The organism is Streptomyces sp. BBFR51, assembly GCF_044591655.1.
Taxonomy (GTDB): domain Bacteria; phylum Actinomycetota; class Actinomycetes; order Streptomycetales; family Streptomycetaceae; genus Streptomyces.
Genome location: NZ_CP172448.1, coordinates 2,929,115 through 2,952,162 on the forward strand (window position 1 = coordinate 2,929,115; position 23,048 = coordinate 2,952,162).

Genomic DNA, 23,048 nt, shown 5'->3' on the forward strand with positions numbered 1-23,048 from the left:
CACGTCTCCTACGAGGAGAAGGGGTCGAACTCCGCGTACTCGCCGTCCGCCTCGTCCTTCTCGGCCTGCCGGTCCCGGCGCCGCTGAGCGGCGGGACGCGGCTCCTCGAAGCGGTGGTCCTCGCCGCGGCGGCCGAGCATCTCGGCACCGGCCGTCACCGACGGCTCCCAGTCGAAGACGACCGCGTTGTCCTCGGGGCCGATGGCCACGCCGTCGCCGTTGCGGGCGCCCGCCTTCATCAACTTGTCCTCGACACCGAGGCGGTTGAGCCGGTCGGAGAGGTAGCCGACGGCCTCGTCGTTGTTGAAGTCAGTCTGGCGCACCCAGCGTTCGGGCTTCTCGCCGCGCACCCGGAACAGGCCGTCCTCCTCGCGGGTGACGGTGAACCCGGCGTCGTCGACGGCCTTGGGCCGGATGACGATCCGCGTGGACTCGTCCCTGGGCCGCGCGGCACGCGCCTGGGCGACCAGCTCGGCCAGCGCGAAGGACAGCTCCCTGAGGCCCATGTGGGCCACCGCCGACGCCTCGAAGACCCGATAGCCGCGCGCCTCCAGGTCCGGCCGGACCATCTCGGCGAGGTCCTTGCCGTCGGGTACGTCGATCTTGTTGAGGACGACGATCCGGGGCCGGTTGTCCAGGCCGCCGTACTCGCTGAGCTCGGCCTCGATGATGTCCAGGTCGGAGACCGGGTCGCGCTCGGACTCCAGCGTCGCCGTGTCCAGGACGTGCACCAGTACGCTGCACCGCTCCACGTGCCGCAGGAACTCCAGACCGAGGCCCTTGCCCTGGCTGGCACCGGGGATGAGTCCGGGGACGTCCGCGACGGTGTACACGGTCTCGCCGGCCGTCACCACGCCCAGGTTCGGGACGAGCGTCGTGAAGGGGTAGTCGGCGATCTTCGGCTTGGCCGCGCTCAGCACGGAGATCAGCGAGGACTTGCCGGCGCTCGGGTAGCCGACCAGCGCCACGTCGGCGACGGTCTTCAGCTCCAGGTGGATGTCCTGGAGGTCACCGGGCTCGCCGAGCAGCGCGAAGCCGGGCGCCTTGCGCCGCGCGGAGGCGAGTGCCGCGTTGCCGAGGCCGCCCCGGCCGCCCTGGGCCGCGACGTAGGAGGTGCCGTGGCCGACGAGGTCGGCCAGCACGTTGCCCGCGCCGTCGAGGACGACGGTGCCGTCGGGTACGGGCAGGACCAGGTCCTGGCCGTCCTTGCCGGAGCGGTTGCCGCCCTCGCCTGGCTTGCCGCCCGTGGCCTTGCGGTGCGGGGAGTGGTGGTAGTCGAGGAGCGTGGTCACCGACTGGTCGACGGTGAGGATCACGTCGCCGCCCCGGCCGCCGTTGCCGCCGTCCGGGCCGCCGAGCGGCTTGAACTTCTCACGGTGGACGGAGGCACAGCCGTGGCCTCCGTTACCCGCGGCGACGTGCAGCTCGACGCGGTCCACGAAGGTGGTCATGGGATGTGCCTCCAGTTACTACTTACTGCCGGGAATGTCTCTTGGTCAACACGCGAAAGGCGGACCCGCTTCCCCTGGGGGAAGTGAGGCCCGCCTCGCGAAAGTGTCCGATCAGGCGACCGGAACGATGTTCACGACCTTGCGGCCACGGTGGGTGCCGAACTGCACCGCACCGGCCTGCAGGGCGAACAGCGTGTCGTCGCCGCCACGGCCGACGCCGGCGCCGGGGTGGAAGTGGGTGCCACGCTGGCGGACCAGGATCTCACCCGCGTTGACGGCCTGACCGCCGAAGCGCTTCACGCCGAGCCGCTGGGCATTGGAGTCGCGACCGTTCCGGGTGGACGATGCGCCCTTCTTGTGTGCCATGTCTCCTCAGTCCCTTACTTCGCAGCCGCGGGGATCTCAGTGACCTTGATCGCCGTGTACTGCTGGCGGTGGCCCTGACGACGGCGGTAGCCGGTCTTGTTCTTGTAGCGCAGAATGTCGATCTTCTGGCCCTTGTGGTGGTCCACGACCTCGGCCTGGACCTTGATGCCGGCCAGCACCCACGGGTCGCTGGTCACAGCGTCGCCGTCGACAACGAGCAGGGTCGAGAGCTCGACCGTGTCGCCTACCTGGGCGGTGGAAATCTTGTCAACCTCAACGATGTCGCCGACAGCAACCTTGTGCTGGCGACCACCGCTGCGCACGATGGCGTACACGCGGATCTCACTCTCTCGCTCGGAAACGGCACCCCCGCAGTCCAGCTGCCCGGTACAACACGGGCAGCCTCTCCCGGCCGGGGCCGCGAAGGCCCACACCCGGAAGGGAAAGAGGTTTACGGGGATGTGACGCGTCAGTCGACACGCCGACGATCCAGGTTACGGGGCCCGGCCAGAGGGGTCAAACCGGGTCCGGTGCGGCCGACTGTGCCGTGGCTGACGGCGGTGCCCCGTCGTGGAGCGGATCAGCCGCAGGGAACGTACTGTCCGTTGGCCGTCGCGGCGGTCACCCTGGTGAGGGTCAGTTCCACCGTGGCGCTGCTGGTGCGCCAACAGTTGCCCACCTGCACCGTGGGCGCGTAACACCCCGCGGTTCTCCCCGCTGCGAGGTTGGTGGGTGCGCACCAGACGTCGCCCCCGAGCTGAGACTCGAAGATCACTCTGCCCTTGCTGAGGTACTGGTCCGAAGTCCCCGCGTTCTGGACGACGAGCACCGCCTGTGCACCTCCGGAGCTGTTGGTCACGATGCACGCCTTGAGTTTGATGTGCGCTCTGTCGTTGTGCCCTATGTACGCCCCGCAGCTCCAGTTCGAGTTCGTGGACACCGGCTTCCACTTCACGGTGTCACTGGCGTGGGCCTGAGGAGCGGAGAACAGAACGATCCCCACCATGGCGGCCAGCAGAGCTGACAGACGACGGCGCGCGAACACGGTTCGTATGATGATCATGACGCATTGTCGTATCACGGTGGGGGCGATCCCGGTTCCTGTTCTGGGAACTGCTGGTGACTGACAGGAGGGATTCGGCCAAGGCTTCCCTGCACGACGCCAGGCGGGAGGAGGCCCACTGCCGTCCCCGTATGCTCGGCAGGCGAAGCGGGACAGTGGACGGAAGGCGAACAAGAGTGAACTACAGGGTCCAGCCCAGTGCCCAGGTGGACGCGAGTGCCGAGATCGGTACGGGGAGCAGCGTCTGGGACCTCGCGCAGATCCGCGAGCAGGCCCGCCTCGGTGAGGGCTGCGTCGTCGGGCGGGGCGCGTACATCGGCACTGGCGTGCGCATGGGCGACAACGTCAAGGTGCAGAACTACGCCCTCGTCTACGAGCCGGCCGAGCTGGGAGACGGCGTCTTCGTCGGCCCCGCCGCCGTCTTCACCAACGACCACAACCCCCGTTCCGTCGACCCCGAGGGCCGGCAGAAGCGTGGCGGCGACTGGGAGGCCGTCGGCGTGACGGTGGCCGAAGGGGCGTCCGTGGGGGCACGCTCGGTGTGTGTCGCCCCGGTCCGCGTGGGCCGCTGGGCCATGGTCGCCGCCGGTGCGGTCGTCACCAAGGACGTGCCCGACTTCGCCCTGGTGATGGGAGTGCCGGCCCGGCAGACCGGCTGGGTGGGGCGTGCCGGGCACAAGCTCGTGCAGAAGGAGTCCGAGGTGTGGCAGTGCCCGGAGACGGGTGCACTGTACGACGAGAAGGACGGCGTCCTCACCGAGCGCGACGCCTGACGGGGCCGACACGCGCGTACGCGAAACGGCCCGTGGCCCGCAGGAGCCTTCCTGCGGGCCACGGGCCGTTCTCCGCATCGTCTCGCCGCGTCCGCCCCGTCAGCCGATGCCGAAGACCCGGTCGAACTCTCCACGGACCACCGGCCAGTCCCACGAGGCCAGGGCGTGCTTCTCACTCGCCCGGCAGTGCTGCGACCACGTCTCCTCGTCGGCGGTGACGGCCAGGATCCGGTCCGCGGCCGCCTCCGGAGTGCTCACCACCCAGTCCGCCGGATACAGCGTCGAGGCGCCGTGCTTCTGCCCGGCGAAGAAAGGCCAGTCGCGGACGACGGGGACCGCTCCGCTGGCGGCGCCCTCCATCACACCCACGTGACAGCCCTCACGCACCGAGCTGCTGAGGATGACCCCGATGTCCCGGAGGTTGCCGGGCACGTCGCTGGTGACTCCACGGCGCTCCACCGCTCCCGCTGCCTCCAGCGCGGTCACCTTGCGCCGGAAGGAACGCTCGTAGGCGGCCACCGCCTGACTGGCCTTGGTGTTCATGTCGCCGCCGATCAGCACCAGCCGGTACCGCTCGTCGCGACGGCGCAGCTCCCGGATCACGCGCAGGGCCCACAGGGGGTCCTTGGCAACCTGCCCGATGCCCACCATGCCCACGGTGAATCGGGCGTCGGCGTTCTTCGCGAGAGCGAAGCCCGCGAGGTCCATGCCGTTGTCGACGATGTGTGTACGCGGCGCCTGCGGGCCGGTCAGGGCCGGGACGGAGCCCAGGGCCAGGTCACGGATGTGGTCCGCGACGAAGACCAGGTCGTCGACGCGGGAGAAGTCCGTCAGCCGGGGCCAGTGGGAGAACGCCTCATAGCTGTGCAGCCGCACCACGATGCGGGCGGTACCCGGGTCCACTGAGGTGAACAGCGCCGCCGCGGCGGCACACCAGTCGATGAAGACCGTATCCGCCCAGTCGAGGTGGGGGCGCAGGTGCTGCTCGGCGGTGAAGCCGTACATCGGGTCGCCGCCGAGACGGTACTCCATGAGCCGCCGGCGGTTGCCGGCGAGTCGCTTGATGCCGGGATGGTCGGCGATGTCGAGGAACTTCAGCTCGACGTCCGGGTTCGACTCGTAGTGGTTCCTGATCAGGCCGAGGAAGTTGTCGTTGCCGTCCGTCACGACCAGCAGTCGGCGCGGTCGGCCGGGCTCCGGTGCTGCCGCCGGACGGGACCGGCCGCGTTCCCCCGCCACAACGGACGCGGCCGTCGACGCAGCGGTCAGCCGGGCGAACTCCGCTGCCCGACCGGTCAGCGGGCTCTCGCGCTGATCGATGTGGGCCACCCGGTGGAAGGCCGTGGTCAGGGCATGGTTGACGAACTCGGCGGCACCTGCCGGGTCCTGCGTCTCGTACAGGTGATCGGCATGGGCGAGGTCCGCCTCGGCCGAGGCCAGCAGGGTGTCCGGCGTCGATCCCTGCACCAGCGCACGCCGAGTCGCCGCGCGCAGTACCTCGGAGCGCGCCCGGGTGTCGCGCAACCTGCTTGCCGTCGCGGACGCGGTCGCCAGCGCCGCCTGGTTCCGCTTCGTGGCGAACAGCCCCACCACCAGGTTGCGGGTCATGTCGACGCGGGTCTTCTCGCTCAGCGGCAGGAGCGGCACGCGCCGGGCGAGGGCCGCACCGACCTTGCTGCCCAGCAGCTTCTCGTTCCCGAGGAGCAGGGCAAGGTCCGAGGAACTCTCCTCCTGCCTGCCGTCCGACTCGCTCTGCTGCTCGGCGAGGGGCGGCCGGGCCGTCCCGTCGCGCAGCGCCTGTGCGATGCGCTGCGCCGCGGCGAAGCCCACGCACGCGTGCGCCCCCGGGTTGAGCCGGGCCAGTTCCCAGGCGCTGTAGTAGGCCTTGGCGTCGACCGCGACGATCACGTCGGCGGCCTTGGTCAGACGCAGTACGTCCTGGTCAGCGCCTACATAGGCCCAGAAACGCTCGTTCGGGTGGACCTCAAGGGCGTGAGCCCGGGCTCGCCAGTCCAGGTTGGCGCCGTCCGTCGCCACCCGTCGCACGCTGTCCAGTCCCCAGTCGGCGTCGATGGCGCGCTCGGAGAAGGTGCCGACGACATGAACGCGCGCGTCGATCTCCTTCAGCTCGGCGACGAACGCGGAGAGGGTGTCGGTGTTGGGCGTGCGCCCCACCACGACGAGCACGTCCATCACGATTCTACCTTCTCCTTGGTCGCGGAAGCCGCTCCGGTGACCAGTTCCGTCAGAGCCTGCACCGCGGGCCTCATGAGGGCACCGCGCTCATAGGCCTCGCCGTGTGCACGTGCCGCCCGGCGCTGCCCGTCGGTGGCCGAGACGGCGAGGTGGGCTGCGCGGCAGAAGGACTCCGTCAGCTTGTCGACGTCGAGTCCGTGCGCACCGGTCCACAGGGGGTGACCGTCCAGGAGATGGGACGCGTCGTGCTCCCGCTCGTGCATGGACACGATCGGAAGGCCGGTGCTCATGTACTCGTAGACCTTGCCGGAGGTCATGTGCCGACCGCCCAGGATGACGAGCACCAGGGCGTCCCAGCCGCCGTAGACCTCGCACACCTCGGCCTTGGGTACCGGGCCGTCCACCACGACCCCGTCGTCGGCGGCCTGGCGCAGCAGCTCCATGTGCCTGTTGGCCCCGCGGTTGGCACCGACCCCGATGTGGCCGCGCACCTCCAGCCTGGCCGAGGCGACCAGCGGGTCACGGACCCGTGCGGCCCTCCAGGCCTCCAGGACCTTCTCCAGCAGCCGTACCGAGAAGCTGACCGTGCCCAGGTGACCGAAGACCAGAGGGTCATCGGCGGACCGCTGCCGGGCCGGTAGATCCACGCTGTCGGCGTCGTAGCCGTTGCGGACGACGTGTACGCGGCCGCGGTGTTCGGGATAGCGGTTTCGGTAGTGCTCGGCGATGGGATCGTTGACACACCAGAAGGACACCGCGTCGGCGATGACCCGCTCTTCCCACTTGCCCGCTTCGGAGTCCCGGGGGAAGGCCTCCACGTCGTCCACCACGTCGACGGACCAGCCGTCCCGGAAGTCCACCGCGTAGGGAACGTCGCATTCCTCGTACAGGCGCCGGATGGCGGCCAGTTGGACATACGGGACGCAGCTGGCCAGGGAGAGCGTCACCGGGTTCTCCCGGTGGATGCGCAGCGCTGCCTCTTCGAGTTCGTACCGCCAGCCGCCGAAGACGGGGTCGGGGAAGACGGTTGACGCCCGTTCCCGCATGGCGGTGTGCCACGGCTGCGGATCGATGGCCCGTGCCCGGGAGAACTGACGCAGGTCGGTTTCCAGGTCTTCCCGGGACAACGGCAGCTTCAGGATGTCGATCCGGGGGTCGACGGACGCGAGGAGCGTCTGGTCGATGCCGCAGTCACCCAGCCATCCCTCGTCCTCGATGGTGACGACGGTGACCCGCCATCCCAGCGACGCGAACTGATTGGCGGTCTCACGCATGCGGAAGACACAGCTCTTGGCCGCGGGCGGGAAACCAATGGCGAAGTACAACAGGTGGGGGCGGTCGTCCGCCTCGGGTCTTGCGGGAGCGGTAGACAAGAGAGCTTCCTCGGCTGGAAAGTGCGGGGTGGGCGCGGGCATCCGGTCCGCCTGTGTCAGCCCCCGATGACGACCCGCCGCACGCCCTCCCAGCGGGTCGGGTCGGTGGTGCGGCGGCCGTCGACCAGGACGCGGACGTCGGGCAGGTCGGTTGCGGACAGCTCGCGGTACTCGGCGTGGTCGGCCTGAAGGATCGCGGCGGTCACGGTCTGGCCCTCGTGCGGGGGCAGACCGTGCGCCGTCAGTTCCTCGGCGGTGTACATCGGGTCGGAGACGTAGGGCACCGCACCGCGCTCGCGCAATGCTTCCACCGTGCCGTAGACCCCGGAGAACGCGGTCTCCTTGACACCGCCGCGATAGGCAGCGCCCAGCACCAGGACAGCAACGCCGGTCAGGTCGCCGTGCGCGGCCGCGAGGAGGTCGACGGCGTACGACGGCATCGCGGCGTTGGCCTCGCGCGCGGCGCGGACCACGGTGGCCTGCGGGTCGTTCCACAGGTACATCCGGGGGTAGATCGGGATGCAGTGGCCGCCGACGGCGATGCCCGGCTGGTGGATGTGGCTGTAGGGCTGGCTGTTGCAGGCCTCGATGACCTTCTTGACGTCGATGCCCGCGGTGTCGGCGAAGCGCGCGAACTGGTTGGCCAGACCGATGTTGACGTCGCGGTAGGTGGTCTCGGCGAGCTTGGCCATCTCGGACGCCTCCGAAGTGCCCAGGTCCCACACGCCGTTGGGCCGCGGCAGGTCGTCTCGCTCGTCGAAGTCGAGAACCTGCCGGTAGAAGTCCACGCCCCGCAGCGTCGACGCCTCGTCGATGCCGCCGACGAGCTTAGGGTAGCGCCGCAGGTCGGCGAAGACCCGGCCGGTGAGGACCCGCTCCGGGGAGAAGACCAGGTGGAAGTCCTCGCCCGCCCGCAGTCCGGAGCCCTCGGCCAGCATCGGCGCCCAGCGGTCACGGGTGGTACCGACGGGCAGCGTGGTCTCGTACGACACCAGGGTGCCCGGCTTCAGCCCTTGGGCGATCGCTTTGGTGGCCGCGTCCATCCAGCCGAAGTCCGGCACACCCTCGGCGTCCACGAACAGCGGCACGACCACGACGACGGCCTCCGAGCGGGCCACCGCGTCGGCGGTGTCGGTGGTGGCGGTGAGCAGCCCCTCGTCGACGGCCCGCTTGAGCCGGACGTCGAGGTCGTGCTCGCCGGGGAAGGGCTCGGTGCCGGCGTTGACCAGTTCGACGACCTTCTCGTTGACGTCGGCGCCGATCACGCGGTGGCCCTTGGACGCGAACTGCACGGCGAGCGGCAGGCCGATCTTTCCCAGGGCGACTACGCAGATGTTCATGGGCGGGTTGCCTCTTTCTCGCAACGTTCTGCGGGACCGGGACACGGGGTCCGGACCGGAAACGGTGGGCTGTGCTTCAGACCCCGGACGGCACGGCGTCCTCGGCCGTGTCCAGCCGCACGGTGGCGCCGCTCTCGGCGGACGCGAGCACCGCGGCGGCCACCTCGACCGTCCGCATGCCCTCGCGCAGGGTGGAGATCTCGTGCGAGCGGCCGAGCACGGCGTCCCGGAAGAACTCGTGCTCGACCAGGAGCGGCTCCCGCTTGGGGATCGCGTAGCGGATCATGTCGCCCTCGGCGACACCGCGGAACGCCCGCAGGGCCTCCCATTCGGTCGCGACGGCCGCGTTGGAGTGGAAGGTCAGGTCCGCGGTGAGGGTGTCGGCGACGAAGCAGCCGCGCTCACCGGTGACCGAGGTGAATCGTTCCTTGAGCGGGCTCAGCCAGTTGACCAGGTGGTTGACCATGGTGCCGTCGGCCAGCTGCCCGACGGCGGCGACCATGTCCTCGTGCGGCCGGCCGCTCTTGGAGACGGTGTGCGCGGAGACCGACACATACGGTGTGCCGGTGACCCACGCGGTCAGGTCGATGTCGTGGGTGGCCAGGTCCTTGACCACACCCACGTCGGCTATGCGGTGCGGGAAGGGGCCCTGGCGGCGGGTCACGACCTGGAACACCTCGCCCAGTTCGCCCGCCTGCAGCCGTGCGCGCAGGTTCTGCAGAGCCGGGTTGTAGCGCTCGATGTGACCGACACCGGCCACCAGGCCGCGGGCCTCGAACGCCTCGACCATGCGCCGGGCGCCCTCGACGGTGTCGGCCACCGGCTTCTCGACCAGGGCGTGCACCCCGGCCTCGGCGAGCCGCAGGCCGATCTCCTCGTGAAGCGCGGTGGGACAGGCCACCACCGTGTAGTCGACGCCCTGTGCGATGAGCTGCTCGACGGTCTCCAGGACGGGCACCCCGCGCGCGACGCCGAACTTGTCGCCCATCGGGTCGACCACGGCGACCAGGTCCACGCCGTCGAGTTCGGACAGGACTCTGCAGTGGTGGCGGCCCATCGACCCCAGGCCGACGAGGCCGGCCCGCAGTTTCTTGTTGCTCACAGGGCTGCTCCCAGGCTGTTCACGGCTTCGACGATGCGCGTGAGATCGGCATCGGTCAGCGACGGGTGGACCGGCAGGGACACGACCTGGGCCGCGGCCCGCTCGGTCTCCGGCAGGTGCCAGGTCCGGCCGAGCTTCTGGTCCGGCTCCCAGTACGGCCTGAGCCGGTGGATGGGAGTGGGGTAGTAGACGGCGTTGCCCACTCCGGCGGCCGTGAGCCGCTCCTGAAGGACGTCCCGGTCCATGCCCTCGGGCACCCGCACCGTGTACTGGTGGTAGACGTGCCGCGCGCCCTCGGCGACCGGCGGGGTGACCAGGGTGGTGATGTGCTCGTCGAGATGGGCCGCGTTGGCGCGGCGGCGGTCCGTCCAGTCCGCCAGCCGGCCGAGCTGCACGCGGCCGACGGCGGCGGCCACGTCCGTCATCCGCATGTTGGCGCCGACGATCTCGTTCGCGTAGCGCTGCTCCATGCCCTGGTTGCGCAGCAGGCGCAGGGTGCGTGCCAGTTGGGCGTCGGCGGTGCTGACCATGCCGCCCTCCAGGGCATGCATGTTCTTGGTCGGGTAGAAGCTGAAGGTCCCCGCGGTCCCGAAGGCGCCGACCGGCGTTCCGTTCAGCCCCGCGGCGTGCGCCTGGCAGGCGTCCTCGACGACGGCGAGGCCGTGCTTCTCGGCGATCGGCGTCAGGCGGTCCATGGCCGCCGGGTGCCCGTACAGGTGGACCGGCATGATGGCGGCGGTGCGCGGCGTGACGGCCGCCTCGACCGCGGCCGGGTCCAGGCAGAAGCTGCCGGGTTCGATGTCGGCGAAGACCACGTCGGCGCCCACCAGCCGCACGGCGTTGGCGGAGGCCGCGAAGGAGAACGACGGCACGACGACCTCGTCGCCCGGGCCGATGCCGAGCGCCATCAGCGTCAGGTGGAGCGCGGAGGTCCCGGAGTTCACGGCGACGCAGTGGCGTCCGTCGACGAGTTCGGCGAACTCCGACTCGAAGGCGGCCACTTCGGGCCCCTGTACGACACGTCCGCTGCGCAGCACACGCACGGCGGCCTCGATCTCCTCCTCGCCGATCACCGGCCGGGCGGCCGGGATCGACTCAAGGGCGTCAGTCATCGACGTCCCTCCTCTTCAACGGCCTCGTGGGCGCTCGGCTTGCAGGGATCAGGAAGTGGACAGCGCCGGGTACGGCAGTCCGCGGCCCGAGGGTCGCCGACGCCCGGCGGAGGCGAACAGCTGTTCTGCGGCCCCCCGGTCCCCCCGGTGCTCCGCGGAACGGACAGCCGTGAGTGGGAAGTGGTCCTGACGTACTCGCCGGCTGCGGTGGTCGACGCCCCTGATCGGCAGCCGACACCGCCGGTCAGATTATCAGGAGATATACCCGTGTTCCCCTGGGTGTTACTTCGTCGCAACCTTCCCGGCCGCCAGGCCGACGGGAGGAGTGGCCGGGCGGGTACGCCGCCAACCTGTAGGGCACCTGTGCCCCGCCCGTGCACCGTACGACCTGGGGCGTACAACACCACGGCGCGGGTCCCGCCGGGACCCGCGCCGTGGTGTTACCGCGTGACTGTGCCGCCGTCAGTCCTGCGTCAGTCCTCCGTCGGGGCGGTGACCGAGGACGGTGCCTGCTGGGCGGCGGCCGCGGTCTTCTTCGACGCCGTCTTCTTGGCCGTGGTCTTCTTGGCGGTCGTCGTCTTGGCCGCCTTCTTGGCCGTGGCCTTCTTCGCGGTCGTCGTCTTCTTGGCCGCGGTCTTCTTGGTGGCGGCCTTCTTCGCCGTCGCCTTCTTGGCCGTCTTGCGGGCCGCCGCCTTCTTGGCCGGGGCGGCCTCGGCGTCGGGCTGCGCGTCCGGTGCCTCCTCCGCCGGGGCCGACGGGACGACCATCACGGCCGCCTCCTCGGACGCCGTGGAGGTGGTGGGCTTGCGCACCGCCCGGCGCCGCGGGCGGGCCGGGGCCGCGCTCTCGGCCGCCGTGCCCGACGGCTCCGTGGCCGCCTCGGCGGCGGCCTCGGCCTCGGGTGCCTGCTCGGACGCCGCGGTCTCCGGGACCGTCAGTACGGCGGCCTCGGCTCCCGTGGGCGAACCGGCCGGTGCGGACACCTTCCGGGTGGCCCGACGCCGGGTACGGCCCTTGGGCGCCGCCTCCTCGGCCACGGGCGCAGGGGCCTCGGCCGGAGCCGGAGCCGGGGCGCCGGAGACGGCGTCCTCGACGGCGGCGGGCTCGGCCAGCACCTCGGCGGCGGCCTCGCGCCGCACGGGACGCTCGACCTCCTCCTTCGCCGTGACGTCCTGCGCGGTCGGGGCATCCGCGCGGGCGGCCTCGCCCTTCGCGGCCTTGGGCGCACCCGCCGGGGCGGACGCCCGCCGGCCGGTACGACGCCGCCCGCGACCGCGCGTGGCGGCGGCCTCGGCCTCCGCGGCGCTGCTGTACAGCTCCTCGTCCGCGCTGAAGTCGGGCGCCGGGAGGGCGACCGGCTCGGCCACCTCGGCGGCCACCTCGGACTCGGACTCGGTGTCCACCTCCTGCTCCGCGGTCGGCCCGGTCTCGACCCCGGCCACGGCCTCGTGCTCGTGCGGCTGGTCGGCACCGGCACGCGCCCGCTTGCTGCGGCGCTTGCTCCCGCCCCCGCCACCGGCGGCGGCCGGCTGGTCGAGGTGGACGATGACACCGCGACCGTTGCAGTGGACGCAGGTCTCCGAGAAGGACTCCAGCAGACCCTGGCCGACCCGCTTGCGGGTCATCTGGACCAGACCCAGCGAGGTCACCTCGGCCACCTGGTGCTTGGTCCGGTCCCGGCCCAGGCACTCCAGCAGGCGCCGCAGCACCAGGTCACGGTTGGACTCGAGCACCATGTCGATGAAGTCGATGACGATGATGCCGCCGAGGTCGCGCAGCCTGAGCTGGCGCACGATCTCCTCGGCCGCCTCCAGGTTGTTCCTGGTGACCGTCTCCTCGAGGTTGCCGCCCTGACCGGTGAACTTGCCGGTGTTGACGTCGACGACGATCATCGCCTCGGTCCGGTCGATCACCAGCGAACCGCCGCTGGGCAGCCAGACCTTGCGGTCCAGCGCCTTGGCGAGCTGCTCGTCGATCCGGTACGTGGCGAAGACGTCGACCTCGCTGGTCCACTTGGACAGCCGGTCGGCGAGGTCCGGCGCCACATGGGCCACGTAGCCGTGGATGGTCTGCCAGGCCTCGTCGCCGCTGACGACGACCTTGGTGAAGTCCTCGTTGAAGATGTCGCGCACGACGCGGACGGTCATGTCCGGCTCGCCGTAGAGCAGCGTGGGCGCGCTGGAGCTGCCGCCGCTCTTCGCCTTCTTCTGGATGTCCTCCCACTGCCCCTGGAGCCGCTCGACGTCACGGCGCAGCTCGTCCTCGCTGGCGCCCTCGGCGGCGGTGCGCACGATGACGCCCGCGTCCTCGGGGACGATCTTCTTAAGGATCGTCTTCAGCCGGGACCGCTCGGTGTCGGGCAGCTTGCGGCTGATGCCGGTCATCGAGCCCTCGGGCACGTAGACCAGGTAGCGGCCGGGCAGCGAGACCTGGCTGGTCAGGCGGGCACCCTTGTGGCCGATCGGGTCCTTGGTGACCTGCACGAGGACCGACTGGCCGGACTTGAGGGCGGACTCGATGCGGCGCGGGCCGCCCGACATGCCCAGCGCCTCGAAGTTGACCTCACCGGCGTACAGGACGGCGTTGCGGCCCTTGCCGATGTCGATGAAGGCGGCCTCCATCGACGGCAGCACGTTCTGCACCTTGCCGAGGTAGACGTTGCCGACGTACGAGGTGGCCTGCTCCTTGTTGACGTAGTGCTCGACGAGCACCCCGTCCTCCAGGACGCCGATCTGGGTGCGCTCGCCGTGCTGGCGGACGACCATGACGCGCTCGACGGCCTCACGGCGGGCCAGGAACTCGGCCTCGGTGATGATCGGCACGCGCCGGCGGCCCTGCTCGCGGCCCTCCCGGCGGCGCTGCTTCTTGGCCTCCAGACGGGTCGAGCCCTTGATGGACTGCACCTCGTCGGACGGCTCAGCCTTCGGCCGGGGCTCGCGGACCTTGACCACGGTGCGCTCGGGGTCGTCGGTGGAGGAGGACTCGGAGTCGCCCGAGCCGTCCCCGGCCCGGCGGCGACGGCGACGGCGGCGACGGCTGCTGCTGGAGCCACCGCTCTCGCCGGAGGCGTCCTCGCCGTCCTCGGCGTCCTCGTCCGCCTGCTCGGCGGTGTCCGCGGCGTCCCTGTCGGCCCTGTCGGCCCGGTCGCCCTCGGCGGCCGTGTGCTCGGCTTCGCCGTCCGTCAGGTCACCGTCGGCGGAGTCACCGCGGCGACGGCGACGGCCGCCCCGGCGACGGCGGCGACGCGAGCCGGACTCCTCGAAGCCGTCGGCGTCGTCCTGGTCCTCGCCCGACTCGTCGGAGTCGGCGTCGGCGTCGGAGTCGCTCTCGGCCTCGGCGTCCGTGCCGCTCTTGGCAGCCGGCTCGTCCTGTGCGACGGCGGCGGTGGCGGTGGCGCGCTCCTCGGCGGCCTCCTCGGCCGCGGCACCCCGGCGCTTGCGGCGGCGCCGCGATGCGGCGGGCTGCTCCTCCTGAACCTCCTGGGGCTCCCGGGACTCCTCGACCGCCTTCACGGGCTCGGTACCGGCTGCCTCCGCGGCGGCCTCGGCGGCGGCCCGCTCGGGCGTCTGGAACTGGGGCTCGGCGAACACGGGCGCCTGGAACACGGCGACCGCGGGACGCGACGGACGCTTGGGAGCCTCCGCCTCGTCGGAGGCCGCGGCGGCGGTCTGCGCCGGGGCGGCGAAACCGGAGGCGGCCTTACGGGTGGACCGGCGGCGCGCACGACGCGGAGCGGCGTCCTCGACGGGCTCGGCGGGCGCGGCGGTCTCAGGAGCCTTCGCGGTCTCGGGCTCGGCGGCAGGCGCCGGTTCACTCACCTCGGCGGCGGCCTCGGCGGGCGCCTCGCTCGGAGCGGACACGCGGCGCGTCGCACGACGGCGGGCACGGCCCTTGGGCGCGGCCTCCTCGGCCTCGGCGGGCGCGGGCGCCTCGACGGGCTCCGGGGCCACCGCGGCGGCCTCGGCGGCGTCCGGCTCGGTGGCGGAGGTCACGCTGCGCGTGGCACGACGCCGGGTGCGGCGCGGAGCGGCACCCTCGGTGGCCTCATCGGCCTCGGCGGCGGGCTCGGGCGCGGCGGACCGCGCCGGTGTCTCGGCGGCCGCGGACGCGGAGACGACCGTCTCGGCCGCCTCAGCCGACGTCGGGGTCCCGACTGGCGCGGAGGCACGGCGTACCGCACGGCGCCGCGGCCGGGCGGCGGCCACGGGCTCCGGTGCCGTCTCGGGGGTCTCGGCGGCGCTCTCTTCGGCGTCCGCCTCCTCGGCCTCGTCGGCCACCGGGGTCACCTCGGCCGGCGCGACGGTCTCCGCCGGCGCCTCGGAGCCACCGGCCGGCGGACCCGCCGGGCGGGACGCGGCCCTGCGCCGACGACGCGGCGGCAGGGTGTCGCTGGGGGTGTTCGAATCGGAGTCCGTCGAGGGGTTCGACGACTCGGTGGGTTCGGTCGGTTCGAGCATGCGGGGGTTTCTCCCGTCAGGCTCCCGGGCGCCGCGCCTGGTCCGGCATCGATCATGTCGACCACCGGTGACGTCCGCGGCTCGCGCGATGCGCGGTCGCCGCCGTCCGGGGCGCGGGCGCCGCTCGGAAGCTCTCCGTGTCTTGTCTCACCGGTTCCGTACCCCTTGTCGGGCACGGCCTGGCGAAAGTCTTGTGGTGGGTGCGCTGCCCGACCCAGGTGGCTCCCGAGTTCGAGGGCGGCGCTACGACGTCCGTCCCTACGCGGAACCTTCCTTACGCCGACGCCTTCGCGGCGGCGGAAGCGGCGGCCGGTTGCGACTCGGGCGCTTCTGCCTCGCGGTCGGGCGCGAGCGGGTCGGTCACCGCACCGGTCTCTTCATCGAACAGCCCCTGCGCCAGCCTGGTCACCGCTGCGGGGACCGGCGGCGCCAGGTCGGCCACGGCGCGAAGACCGGACAGGACGTCGTCGGGTCGTACGGCAGGCGTCACGTGCCGAACAACCAGCCGCAGTATCGCACAGGGCTGGTCGGTCGGCCTATCAGCCGGTGAACCGTGCGTGGTGACGCTCTCGAGACACACGACCGCGGAGCGGGTGTCGAAGGTACGCACGCCGTTCTTCGTACGGCGCTGGACCTCCACCGCGGGGGCCGCGTTGAAGGCCGCGACAGCGCCTTCGGCCTCCGCGGACTCCACACCGGCCAGCCGCAGCTCCCACACGGAGGCCGTCAGCCGGTCGGCGAGCCCGGAGGTCCGGGCCTCGACCGCGTCGACGACGTCGAGCCCGGTGGGCAGCGACTCGTCGAGCAGCAGCCTGAGCTGCTCCGGGTCGCGCGCTGCGGTGAGCGCGATCTCCAGGTACTCCGCCTCACTGCCCGTGCCGGTGGGTGCGGCATTGGCGTACGACACCTTCGGGTGCGGGGTGAACCCCGCCGAGTACGCCATCGGCACCTCGGCGCGGCGCAGCGCACGCTCGAAGGCGCGCTGGAAGTCACGGTGGCTGGTGAACCGGAGGCGGCCGCGCTTGGTGTAGCGCAGTCGGATGCGCTGCACCGCGGGAACGGGCGGCGGGCCTTCGGGCTGTCGCTTGCCCAGTGTCGTTCAGTCCTTCGTGAGTGCGGTCGTACTGCTACCAAGAGTACGTGTCTCGGCGGCGGATGGTTCCCGTCGGACCGCCGGCCGCTGCTCGGCCGGCTCTCCGAAGAGCATCCGGCGCACGTCGGCGCGGGCCTGCCGTACGGACAGCCAGGCCGAGGCAAGCGCCTGCCGGGCCGCACGCCCCGCGCTGCGCCCGGCCTCGGCGAGGGGCCGTACGACGGTGTCCCGCACGGCGTGCCCCACCGGCGTCAGGACGCTCCGGTACACCCATCGCGCCGGGTCGGCGACGATCCACCGGAAGAGGGTGCCCAGGAACCGCCCGACGGCGCGCGAGACGTACCCGGCGATCCGCCAGGCGTGCCCGAGGGCGTCCCAGACCTCCCGCCCGACCACCGCGAGCACCCGGCCGACCGGCGCGAGCACCCACCGCCACAGTGCGAGGGCCGGCAGCACCAGCAGCACCCGGACGATCCAGTACAGGACCACGCCGACGCCGGTGACGGCCAGGCCCACACCCCGTGCCACTCCCCTGCCGCACCACAGCAGCCCCCTGCCGCACCAGGCGAGCGCGTGCCCCACCGGGGTCAGCACCCACGCGTAGAGCCATCCGGCGGGTACGGCGACGAGGTACCGCGCGAGCCACGCGAGGCCGGTGTACAGCCCGCGCCCGACGGCGGCGAACACGGCGCCCACACCCCTGCCGCACCACGCGAGCGCGTGCCCCACCGGCGTCAGCACCCACCGGTACACCCACACCGCCGGCAACACGAGCAGCACGTGCCCCAGCCGGCCCAGGCCCTTGGCCAGCGGCACGACGACGTACCGCCACGCCGCGACCAGCGGCCACACGAAGACGGCCCGCGCGAGCCAACCCAGCGCCCGTCCGACGGGCCGCAGCACCGTGTCCCGCGCGAACCGCCCCGCGACGACCAGCACGTCCCACACCATGCGCACCGGTACGACCAGGACCAGCACGACGATCCGCACCGGTATCCGGATCGCCACGGCGAGGCACCCCTCGGCGTCCGACCGCCGCACCGGCTCACCCTGCTCCGCCTGCGGGTTCGCGCCGGGCGCCTTCTCCAAATCCACCATGCACATGAAGACGCCGCGGAACCCGATTCGGATCCCGCGGCGTCGCGCCGTGCGTGTACTACTTCACCACGGACAACGGCAGCAGCTTCTTGCCGGTCGGACCGACCTGAATGGTCGTGTCCATGGCAGGACAGACCCCGCAGTCAAAGCACGGGGTCCAGCGGCAGTCGTCGACCTCGGTCTCGTCGAGGGCGTCCTGCCAGTCCTCCCAGAGCCACTCCTTGTCGAGGCCGGAGTCGAGGTGGTCCCAGGGCAGGACCTCCTCGTAGCCGCGCTCGCGGGTGGTGTACCAGGCGACGTCGACGCCGGTCGGCTCCAGGGCCTTGTCGGCGCAGGCCATCCAGCGGTCGTAGGAGAAGTGCTCGCGCCAGCCGTCGAAGCGGCCGCCGTCCTCGTAGACGGCGCGGATGACGGCGCCGAGCCGGCGGTCGCCGCGGGAGAGGAGGCCCTCGACGATGCCGGGCTTGCCGTCGTGGTAGCGGAAGCCGATGGAGCGGCCGTACTTCTTGTCGCCGCGGATCTTGTCGCGGAGCTTCTGGAGGCGGGCGTCCGTCTCCTCCGCCGACAGTTGCGGGGCCCACTGGAAGGGGGTGTGGGGCTTGGGGACGAAGCCGCCGATCGAGACCGTGCAGCGGATGTCGCCGGAGCCGGAGACCTCGCGGCCCTTGGCGATGACCCGGGTGGCCATGTCGGCGATCTGAAGGACGTCGTCGTCGGTCTCGGTGGGCAGGCCGCACATGAAGTACAGCTTCACCTGGCGCCAGCCGTTGCCGTAGGCCGTCGCGACGGTGCGGATGAGGTCGTCCTCCGAGACCATCTTGTTGATGACCTTGCGGATGCGCTCGGAGCCGCCCTCGGGGGCGAAGGTGAGGCCGGAGCGGCGGCCGTTGCGGGTCAGCTCGTTGGCCAGGTCGATGTTGAAGGCGTCGACGCGGGTGGAAGGGAGGGACAGGCCGATCTTGTCCTCCTCGTACCGGTCGGCGAGGCCCTTGGCGACGTCGGCGATCTCCGAGTGGTCCGCGGAGGAGAGGGACAGGAGGCCGACCTCTTCGAAGCCCGTCGCCTTCAGGCCCTTGTCGACCATCTCGCCGATACCGGTGATGGAGCGCTCGCGCACCGGGCGGGTGATCATGCCGGCCTGGCAGAAGCGGCAGCCGCGGGTGCAGCCGCGGAAGATCTCGACCGACATGCGCTCGTGGACGGTCTCGGCGAGCGGGACGAGGGGCTGCTTGGGGTAGGGCCACTCGTCGAGGTCCATGACCGTGTGCTTGCTGACGCGCCACGGGACGCCGGAGCGGTTGGGTACGACGCGGGCGATACGGCCGTCGGGGAGGTACTCGACGTCGTAGTAGCCGGGGACGTAGACGCCGCCGGTCTTCGCCAGGCGGAGGAGGAGTTCCTCGCGGCCCCCGGGGCGGCCCTCGGCCTTCCAGGCGCGGATGATCGCGGTGACTTCCAGGACGGCCTGCTCGCCGTCGCCGATGACCGCGCAGTCGATGAAGTCGGCGATCGGCTCGGGGTTGAAGGCGGCGTGGCCGCCGGCCAGCACGATCGGGTCGTCGATGCCGCGGTCCGCCGCCTGGAGCGGGATGCCCGCCAGGTCCAGGGCGGTGAGCATGTTGGTGTAGCCCAGCTCGGTGGAGAAGGAGAGGCCGAAGACGTCGAAGGCGCCGACCGGGCGGTGGCCGTCGACCGTGAACTGGGGGACGGAGTGCTCCCGCATCAGCTCCTCGAGGTCCGGCCACACGCTGTAGGTGCGCTCGGCGAGGACGCCCTGCTGCTCGTTGAGTACCTCGTAGAGGATCATGACGCCCTGGTTGGGCAGGCCGACCTCGTACGCGTCGGGGTACATCAGGGCCCAGCGGACGTCGCAGGATTCCCAGTCCTTGACCGTGGAGTTGAGCTCTCCGCCGACGTACTGGATCGGCTTCTGCACATGCGGGAGCAGAGCTTCGAGCTGCGGAAACACGGACTTCACAGACTCGGCGGCTTCGGCAGGCATCTCAGGGGACCTTTGTGTGCTGACAAGGGGGACCATCCAGCCTAACCCGGCCGGGACGGTCCCCCTTACCGCGCACCCCACGGGTGCCCGGCTACGCCGACATCGGTCTCTGCACCGTGATCGACTGGAGCAGGCCCACCGCTATCCAGACGGCGAACATCGACGAGCCGCCGTAGGAGACGAAGGGCAGGGGCAGGCCGGTGACCGGCATGATGCCGAGCGTCATGCCGACGTTCTCGAAGGTCTGGAAGGCGAACCACGCGACGATCCCGGCGGCGACGACCGTCCCGTACAGGTCGGGGGTCCCGCGGGCGATGCGGCAGGCGCGCCACAGGACCACGCCGAGCAGGGCGATGATGAGACCGGCGCCGAGGAAGCCGAGTTCCTCGCCGGCGACGGTGAAGACGAAGTCGGTCTGCTGTTCGGGGACGAACCGGCCGGTGGTCTGCGAGCCGTGGAAGAGGCCGGAGCCGGTCAGGCCGCCCGAGCCGATGGCGATGCGGGCCTGGTTGGTGTTGTAGCCGACGCCCGCCGGGTCGAGGGCCGGGTTGGCGAAGGCGGCGAAGCGGGCGATCTGGTAGTCGTCCAGGATGCCCAGCTGCCACACCGCGAGCGCCCCGGCGGTGCCCGCGCCGAGCAGTCCGAAGATCCAGCGGTTGCTGGCGCCGGAGGCGAGCAGGATGCCGAGCACGATGATGACCATGACCATGACCGACCCGAGGTCGGGCATGAGCATCACGATGAGCATCGGCACGGTGGCCAGACCCAGGGCCTGGAGCACGGTGCGGTGGTCGGGGTGGGGCCGGTCCCCGGCGTCGACGCGTGCGGCCAGCAGCATCGCCATGCCCAGGATGATCGTGATCTTCACGAACTCCGAGGGCTGGAGGGAGAAGCCGCCCGGGAGCTTGATCCAGGAGTGGGCGCCGTTGATGGTCGAGCCGAGCGGGGTGAGCACCAGCAGGATCAGGAACACGGACGCGCCGTACAGGACCGGCACGGCGGTGCGCAGGGCGCGGTGGCCGAGCCAGACGGTGGCGACCATCAGGGCGAGCCCGATGCCGGTGTTCAGGAGGTGCCGGGTCAGGAAGTAGTACTGGTCGCCCTGGTTGAGTTCGGTGCGGTTGCGGGTCGCGGAGTAGACGAGCAGCGAGCCCATCAGGGAGAGCGCGACGGCGGCGAGCAGTATCGGCCAGTCGAGCCGCCGTGCCATGGAGTCGCGGGCGAAGAGGCGGGTCCAGCCGGCCTTCTCGGGTCCGTATCCGGAGACCTGGAAGCTGTTGGCCCCGGTCATGCGCGTGCCCTCCGGCTTCTTCCGTTGCCGCCGCGCCGGGCGCCGCCGCGCCGTCGGTGCCGGCGGGTGTCGCGGTTCTCCCCGTTCTGGTTGGGGGTGGTCGCCGGCTGGTCCTGTTCCTCGACGGGGGCGTACTCCTCGTCCGGGGTCGCCTTCTCGTCGGGCTGGAGTTCCTTGACGACGTCCTTGGGCATCTTCGGGGACAGGATGGTCCCGTCCGCCTTGATCTTCGGGAGCTTGGCCTGCGGCTGGGGCAGCAGGGCCCTCTTCGGGTCGATGTCGCCGTCGTCCGAGACGCCGTACAGCGCGTCGTAGATGTTGCGGACGGCGGGGCCGGAGGCGCCGGAACCCGTACCGCCCTGGGAGATCGTCATGACGATCGAGTAGTCCTTGGTGTACGTCGCGAACCAGGACGTGGTCTGCTTGCCGTAGACCTCGGCGGTGCCGGTCTTGGCGTGCATCGGGATCTTGTCCTGCGGCCAGCCGACCTGCGCGAAGCGCCAGGCGGCGGTGCCGCGGCTGGCGACGCCGGCGAGGGCCTCGTCCATCTTGGCGAGCGTCGTCTTGCTTATCGGCAGCTTGCCGTGTGCCGTGGGCGCGATCTCGTCGACCGTCTTGCCGTCGGGGCTGACGACCGCCTTGCCGATGCTGGGGTCGTAGAGGGTGCCGCCGTTGGAGATGGCCGCGTAGATGGTGGCCATCTGGATGGGGGTGACGAGGGTGTCGCCCTGGCCGATGGAGTAGTTGATGGAGTCACCGGCGCGCATCTTGTTGCCGCTGTGGCAGTTCTCGTACGCGATCTTCTCGACGTAGGAGCCGTCCTTCTTGCCGGTCTTGCACCAGGCGTCCTTGTTGGCCTCCCAGTAGTCCTGCTTCCACTGGCGGTCGGGGACGCGGCCGGTGACCTCGTTGGGGAGGTCGATGCCGGTCTTGGCGCCGAGGCCGAACTGGTGGGCGGCCTTGTAGAAGTAGTCGTTGGGGTTCTTGGGGTTCATCCCGCCGTCCTTCTTCCACTCCTGGTGGGACAGGCGGTAGAAGACGGTGTCGCAGGAGAGCTCCAGGGCGCGGCCGATGCTGATCATGCCTTCGTTGGCCGACTCGAAGTTCTTGAAGACCTGGCCGCCGACGTCGTAGGCGCTGGAGCAGTTGTAGTTGCCGTCGAAGTCGTAGCCGGCCTCCACCGCGCCGGCCGAGGAGACCACCTTGAAGATGGAGCCGGGGGCCGCCTGGCCCTGGGTGGCGCGGTTGAGCAGCGGGTAGTTGGAGTCCTTGCCGGTGAGCTTCTTGTAGTCCTTGGCGGAGATGCCGCCGACCCAGGCGTTCGGGTCGTAGTCGGGGTTGGAGGCCATGGCGACGACCCGGCCGGTCTTGGCCTCCATCACCACGACGGCGCCGGCGTCGGCCTCGTAGGTCCGGTTGGTGTTGCGGTCCATCTCCTTGCGGGCGGCCTTCATCGCCTCGTTCAGCTCGTACTCGGCGACCCGCTGGACGCGGGCGTCGATGCTGGTGACGAGGTTGGAGCCGGGGGTGCCCGGGTCGGACTCGGCCTCGCCGATGACGCGGCCGAGGTTGTCGACCTCGTAGCGGGTGACGCCGGCCTTGCCGCGCAGCGCCTTGTCGTACTGGCGCTCGATGCCGGAGCGGCCGACCTGGTCCGAGCGCAGGAAGGGCGAGTCGGTGTCCTGGGCCTTCTGCAGCTCCTCGTCGGTGACCGGCGAGAGGTAGCCGAGGACCTGGGCGGTGTTGGACTGGCCGGGTGCGGCGTAGCGGCGTACGGCCATGGGTTCGGCGGTGATGCCGGGGAAGTCCTCGGCGCGCTCGCGGATCTGCAGGGCCTGCTTGACGGTGGCCTCGTCGGTGACGGGGATCGGCTGGTAGGGCGAACCGTTCCAGCAGGGCTGGGGGGTCTCGGCGTCGCAGAGCCGGACCTTGTCGATGACGTCCTGGGGCTTCATGCCGAGGACGCCGGCGAGCTTGGTGAGGACGGCCTTGCCGTCGTCCTTCATCTTCAGCAGGTCGGTGCGGGAGGCGGAGACGACGAGGCGGGTCTCGTTGTCGGCGAGCGCCACGCCGCGGGCGTCCAGGATCGAGCCGCGGGTGGCGGGCTGGACGACCTGCTGGACGTGGTTGCCCGAGGCCTCCTCCGCGTACTCGTCGCCCTGGCGGATCTGGAGGTACCAGAGCCGGCCGCCGAGGGTGGCGAGCAGGGAGAGGACCAGGATCTGGATGACGACGAGCCGGGTCCGGACGCGGGTGCTGCGGCCGGTCTCGGGGATGTTGGTCACTGCTGCCTCCCCCTCACGAGGTGCGTACTCCTGGTGTGGTGCGGTG

General features: G+C 71.2%; 16 protein-coding genes. 1 reads left to right on the plus strand and 15 read right to left on the minus strand.

From position 1 onward, the window contains the following. Positions 1-8: 8 nt before the first annotated feature. From obgE to ACGH7X_RS13300, 4 genes are all read right to left on the minus strand, one after another. Positions 9-1,451 (minus strand): GTPase ObgE, encoded by a 1,443-nt coding sequence (obgE, locus tag ACGH7X_RS13285; protein WP_399884955.1) that lies wholly within the window; start codon positions 1,449-1,451, stop codon positions 9-11. 111 nt (positions 1,452-1,562) lie between these two features. After that, on the minus strand, positions 1,563-1,817 hold the full coding sequence (gene rpmA / locus ACGH7X_RS13290; protein ID WP_003976205.1) for a 50S ribosomal protein L27: 255 nt from the start codon (positions 1,815-1,817) through the stop codon (positions 1,563-1,565). A gap of 14 nt (positions 1,818-1,831) precedes the next feature. After that, positions 1,832-2,152, minus strand: coding sequence for a 50S ribosomal protein L21 (gene rplU, locus ACGH7X_RS13295; protein ID WP_007449531.1), 321 nt, complete (start codon positions 2,150-2,152; stop codon positions 1,832-1,834). A gap of 245 nt (positions 2,153-2,397) precedes the next feature. Continuing rightward, the gene (locus ACGH7X_RS13300) at positions 2,398-2,880 is read right to left on the minus strand and encodes a hypothetical protein (RefSeq protein WP_399884957.1); all 483 of its coding nucleotides are present in this window, start codon (positions 2,878-2,880) and stop codon (positions 2,398-2,400) included. A gap of 176 nt (positions 2,881-3,056) precedes the next feature. On the opposite strand from ACGH7X_RS13300, the gene ACGH7X_RS13305 reads away from it, so the two are divergent. Further along, positions 3,057-3,653, plus strand: a complete 597-nt coding sequence (locus ACGH7X_RS13305; protein WP_399884959.1) for an acyltransferase — start codon at positions 3,057-3,059, stop codon at positions 3,651-3,653. Between the two features lie 99 nt (positions 3,654-3,752). Here the strand turns inward: ACGH7X_RS13305 and ACGH7X_RS13310 are convergent, their stop codons facing one another. The 11 genes from ACGH7X_RS13310 to mrdA form a co-directional block, all read right to left on the minus strand. Then, complete coding sequence (locus tag ACGH7X_RS13310) at positions 3,753-5,846, minus strand: glycosyltransferase family 1 protein (protein WP_399884961.1); 2,094 nt, start codon at positions 5,844-5,846, stop codon at positions 3,753-3,755. Continuing rightward, complete coding sequence (locus tag ACGH7X_RS13315; RefSeq protein WP_399884963.1) at positions 5,846-7,222, minus strand: glycosyl transferase; 1,377 nt, start codon at positions 7,220-7,222, stop codon at positions 5,846-5,848. The genes ACGH7X_RS13310 and ACGH7X_RS13315 overlap by 1 nt, the downstream gene beginning before the upstream one ends. A 56-nt stretch (positions 7,223-7,278) precedes the next feature. Beyond that, positions 7,279-8,562 (minus strand): nucleotide sugar dehydrogenase, encoded by a 1,284-nt coding sequence (locus tag ACGH7X_RS13320; protein ID WP_399884965.1) that lies wholly within the window; start codon positions 8,560-8,562, stop codon positions 7,279-7,281. A 76-nt stretch (positions 8,563-8,638) separates the two neighbouring features. Then, positions 8,639-9,619, minus strand: a complete 981-nt coding sequence (locus ACGH7X_RS13325) for a Gfo/Idh/MocA family protein (protein ID WP_399896986.1) — start codon at positions 9,617-9,619, stop codon at positions 8,639-8,641. A 41-nt stretch (positions 9,620-9,660) separates the two neighbouring features. Next, positions 9,661-10,776, minus strand: a complete 1,116-nt coding sequence (locus ACGH7X_RS13330; RefSeq protein ID WP_399884967.1) for a DegT/DnrJ/EryC1/StrS family aminotransferase — start codon at positions 10,774-10,776, stop codon at positions 9,661-9,663. Positions 10,777-11,249: 473 nt separating this feature from the next. After that, positions 11,250-15,233 carry a ribonuclease E/G gene (locus ACGH7X_RS13335; protein WP_399884969.1) on the minus strand — a complete coding sequence of 1,328 codons (3,984 nt, stop codon included), beginning with the start codon at positions 15,231-15,233 and terminating at the stop codon, positions 11,250-11,252. Between the two features lie 274 nt (positions 15,234-15,507). Continuing rightward, entirely contained in the window at positions 15,508-16,284 is a 777-nt protein-coding gene (locus ACGH7X_RS13340; protein WP_399884971.1) for a TIGR03936 family radical SAM-associated protein, read from the minus strand. Positions 16,285-16,332: 48 nt separating this feature from the next. Then, complete coding sequence (locus ACGH7X_RS13345; RefSeq protein ID WP_399884973.1) at positions 16,333-17,430, minus strand: hypothetical protein; 1,098 nt, start codon at positions 17,428-17,430, stop codon at positions 16,333-16,335. A 52-nt stretch (positions 17,431-17,482) separates the two neighbouring features. Next, on the minus strand, positions 17,483-19,426 hold the full coding sequence (locus ACGH7X_RS13350) for a TIGR03960 family B12-binding radical SAM protein (RefSeq protein WP_399884975.1): 1,944 nt from the start codon (positions 19,424-19,426) through the stop codon (positions 17,483-17,485). Positions 19,427-19,517: 91 nt separating this feature from the next. After that, positions 19,518-20,717 carry a rod shape-determining protein RodA gene (gene rodA, locus ACGH7X_RS13355; protein ID WP_399884977.1) on the minus strand — a complete coding sequence of 400 codons (1,200 nt, stop codon included), beginning with the start codon at positions 20,715-20,717 and terminating at the stop codon, positions 19,518-19,520. Beyond that, positions 20,714-23,002 carry a penicillin-binding protein 2 gene (mrdA, locus tag ACGH7X_RS13360; RefSeq protein WP_399884979.1) on the minus strand — a complete coding sequence of 763 codons (2,289 nt, stop codon included), beginning with the start codon at positions 23,000-23,002 and terminating at the stop codon, positions 20,714-20,716. The genes rodA and mrdA overlap by 4 nt, the downstream gene beginning before the upstream one ends. Positions 23,003-23,048 lie beyond the last annotated feature (46 nt).